4 protein-coding genes and 1 pseudogene are annotated in these 3,452 nt (G+C 55.6%); 1 reads left to right on the top strand and 4 read right to left on the bottom strand.

The features are described 5' to 3' along the window. Positions 1–243: pseudogene (locus lacNas_RS12510) on the bottom strand (aminoacyl-tRNA hydrolase); the annotation flags it as partial. Positions 244–412: 169 nt separating this feature from the next. On the opposite strand from lacNas_RS12510, the gene cbpA reads away from it, so the two are divergent. Beyond that, positions 413–1,111, top strand: a complete 699-nt coding sequence (gene cbpA / locus lacNas_RS12515) for a cyclic di-AMP binding protein CbpA (RefSeq protein ID WP_201332052.1) — start codon at positions 413–415, stop codon at positions 1,109–1,111. Between the two features lie 53 nt (positions 1,112–1,164). Here the strand turns inward: cbpA and alr are convergent, their stop codons facing one another. The 3 genes from alr to lacNas_RS12530 all read right to left on the bottom strand — a co-directional run. Then, on the bottom strand, positions 1,165–2,295 hold the full coding sequence (gene alr / locus lacNas_RS12520) for an alanine racemase (RefSeq protein WP_201332053.1): 1,131 nt from the start codon (positions 2,293–2,295) through the stop codon (positions 1,165–1,167). After that, a complete protein-coding gene (gene acpS / locus lacNas_RS12525) occupies positions 2,279–2,704 on the bottom strand; it encodes a holo-ACP synthase (RefSeq protein WP_201332054.1) in 426 nt (141 codons plus the stop codon). The genes alr and acpS overlap by 17 nt, the downstream gene beginning before the upstream one ends. 86 nt (positions 2,705–2,790) lie before the next feature. Then, the coding region (locus lacNas_RS12530; RefSeq protein ID WP_201346914.1) for a helicase-related protein at positions 2,791–3,452 on the bottom strand (662 nt) is incomplete at its 5' end.

The following is a 3,452-nucleotide window of genomic DNA, read 5'->3' on the forward strand; positions in this document are numbered from 1 at the left end:
GATCTTGAAGAACTTGGCGGCGGCCGCCACGGCCTTGCCTGATTCGTTCATGTAGGTCTGCGGCTCCATGAAGATCACGTCCTCGCCGGCGATTTTTTCCTTGGCGTACAAAGCCGTGAACTTCTCCCGGTTTAAGCTCAGGTGGTTGTTTTCAAGATAGTGGTCCAGCGCCATAAAACCAGTGTTATGCTTGGTCTTTTCATATTTAAGGCCTGGATTGCCCAAAGCAACAATTAATTTCATCATTTGTCTCCTCGTTTGCGATATCTTAATAATTTTAGCACAATTGGCCAAAAACTTACGCTCTCTTGCCTTTTAAGCTATCTTTAATTTCTATTTTCCACATGCTATAATGTGAAAGTACGAGACAAGAAAACATTTACATGTAAATACATATAACGGAGGTTCTCCTATGTTAATCAAATCCCTGGTAATCAAGAAGGATTACCTGACGACCGTCAACGAACATGCCACCCTGGAAGAAGCCTTGAAAGTCCTCGAAAGCTCCGGCTACCGCTGCGTGCCGATTCTGGACGACAGCGGCAAGATTTTCCGCGGCAACATTTACAAGATGCACATTTACCGGCACAAGTCCCAGGGCGGGGATATGAGCCTGCCGGTTACCTACCTGCTGAAGAACGCCACGAAGACGATCAAGATCAACGCCCCGTTCTTCCAAGTTTTCTTCACCATCAAGGACCTGCCTTACATTGCCGTCCTGGACACTGACAACACCTTCTACGGGATCCTGACTCACGCCCACCTCTTGGACATGCTGTCATCAGCCTGGAACGTCAAGACCGGTGCTTACGTTTTGACTGTCTTGTCCACCAACGACAGCGGCAACTTGACCAAGATGACCAAGATCATCGCCAAGTTCGTCAACCTGGCCGGGGCCATGACTCTGGACGCGCCAGCCAGCGAATTTGACGGCAAGTACGTCCGCCGGACCCTGTTCACCCTGCCGCAAGGCACGACCGAAACTGAACTGAAGGCCATCTGCAAGAAGCTCAAGTCCAAGGGCTTCCCAGTCGTTGCCGTTGAAGACCTGGCTGCCGGCATGAACATCATGAGCGAAGAAAAGCCTGGCGTCTTCCTGAACGAAGAATAATTTTTTCAATATGAAAACCTCCGAAGCAAATTCGGAGGTTTTTCTTTTGGTTATTATTCGTTGTCGTAGATCCGGTCCAAGCGGTCGTTGAACTGGCAGGCCACTTCATAGTGGATCGTGTCCAGCCAGTCGGCGGCCCGGCGCAGGCTGTTCGGCGCGTCCGGATCGTCTGAAATCAGTTCGACCCGGCTGCCGGCCGGCATTTCCTCAGGCAAAAGGACCATGAACTGGTCCATGCAGACCCGGCCGACGATCGGGCAGTAAACGTCCCCGACCTTGACCTTGAAGCCCTGGAACTTGCGGATCCAGCCGTCGGCATACCCTACCGGCACGGTCCCGATCCATTCGTCTTCTTCGGCAATGTGGGTTGACCCGTAGCCAACCCCGTAGCCCTTGTGAATCTGCTTGACATAGGTCAGCTCGCTGACAAAGGACATGGCCGGCTGCAGCGGGAAGGCCGGGGCCAGGTCCTGGCTGCCCGGGGCAGAAGACGGGTTGAGCCCGTAAAGGCCGATCCCGAAGCGGACGATGTCGCTGGCAACGTCCTTGTCAAACAGGCTGGCCGCGGTGTTGTCCACGTGGATCCATTTCGGCTTGACCGTCAGCAGGCTCTTCATGTGCTCAAAGCGCTTGACCTGGTAGTCGAAGTAGCTGGAATCGCTGCTGTCGGCTGAGGCAAAGTGGGTAAACATCCCTTCAACGAAAAAGGCATCGTTGCCCTTCAAGTATTCGTTGACCGCCTCGAAGTCCTCGTCTTCGCTGAAGCCGATCCGGCCCATCCCCGAGTCGATGGCCATGTGGATCTTCAGCTGCAGGCCTTCCCGGCGCAAAACGGCTTCGGCTTCCTTGAGCCAGTCCAGGCTGGATACTGGCAGGGAGATGTCGTTGGCCGCGGCCAGGGCGGCCTCTGAGGCCGGCTGCAGGCCCAAAACCAGAATCGGCTTGACAACCTGCGCCCGGCGCAGCTCCAAGCCCTCATCCAGCATGGCCACGCAGAAGCCGTCAGCACCGGCTTTTTCCATGACCGGGGCCAGTTTTACGGCGCCGTGGCCGTAAGCGTTGGCCTTAACCACACAAAAGAGCTTCTGGCCAGGCTTGAGATGTGCCTTGGCCTGCCGGGTATTTTCCTTAATCGCAGCCACATTGATGTGCAGGGCTGCTGGTCGATTAACTGCTGTGATCATTTTTCCTCCAAGATAACAAGTTCGACATTTTGCCGATCGCGCGGCGCCAGAGAGCCGGCTCTTCCAGCATCACAATGGCGACTATCTCGTGATCATCATGCGCGATGCTGGAAAAAATCCGCCCCTTGAAGATCCGGGACCGGGTCACCGGAGCGCCCAGGTCGTTTCTGAGCGTTTCGACGTCCTCAAAAGCGACCGCCTTGCCGATTCCGGTTCCCCAAGCCTTGGAAAAAGCCTCCTTGACGGCAAAGCGGCCGCCTAAATATTCAATCTTCCGCTTTCGGGTCAAGTCCTGGTACTGGGCAAACTCCCGGTCAGTCAAGACCTTCCGGGCAAAGCCGTCGCCGCGGTCAACGACCTTGGCGATGCGTTCCACCTCAATCAGATCCACGCCGACGTTTTTGATCATCTTTCCACCTCACGCTTTTTAAATGATAGCACATATAGAAAAAGGCCGAGCCAAAAACTCGGTCCTTTTTGAATTTTCTTAATTGCTTAGCCTTTCCGGCCCCGGATCTTGAAACCGGACTTGCGCTTTTTGCGGTCAAAGCCGCGCTTGCCCTTGAAGTTCTTGTTCCGGCTGCTCCGGCCGTGGCTGTTGCCGCTGCGCCGCTTGCCCCGGTAAGGGAGGGGCTTTTCCGGAGTGATCGTCACCTTGACTTCGCTGTCGTTGGACAGTTCCTTGAGCAAGGCAGCCGCGATGTCTTCGGCGGAGTAGTTTTCCAGCAGCTTTTCCGCTGCTTCGTCATACTTGCTGAGGTCCCCGCTCAAAAGGTCGTCGACCTTTAAAACGGCCTGCTTCATCTGGCCGGCAAAAGCCTGGGCATCCGTCGGCGGCCGCAGAGGCGACATCTTCTTCTTGGTCAAATCCTCGATGGTCCGCATGTAGCCAATTTCGTTCGGCGTCACGAAAGTCACGCTCATGCCGCTCTTGCCCGCCCGGCCGGTCCGGCCGATCCGGTGCACGTATGAGTCAGGGTCTTGAGGAATGTCGTAGTTGTAGACGTGGGTCACCCCGGAAATGTCCAGGCCCCGGGCAGCTACGTCAGTTGCAACCAGGATGTCCAGCTTGCCTTCCTTGAAGCGCTTGAGCACCTGCATCCGGCGGGCCTGGGTCAAGTCGCCGTGAATGCCGGCGGCGTTGTAGCCGCGGGCCA

This window comes from Lactobacillus nasalidis (assembly GCF_016587775.1).
GTDB classification, from domain to species: domain Bacteria; phylum Bacillota; class Bacilli; order Lactobacillales; family Lactobacillaceae; genus Lactobacillus; species Lactobacillus nasalidis.

What these genes read in the sequence shown, in the direction of transcription:
- alr (WP_201332053.1), bottom strand. Translation starts at nt 2,295, where the DNA reads ATGATCACAGCAGTTAATCGACCAGCAGCCCTGCACATCAATGTGGCT.
- cbpA (WP_201332052.1), top strand. Translation starts at nt 413, where the DNA reads ATGTTAATCAAATCCCTGGTAATCAAGAAGGATTACCTGACGACCGTC.
- acpS (WP_201332054.1), bottom strand. Translation starts at nt 2,704, where the DNA reads ATGATCAAAAACGTCGGCGTGGATCTGATTGAGGTGGAACGCATCGCC.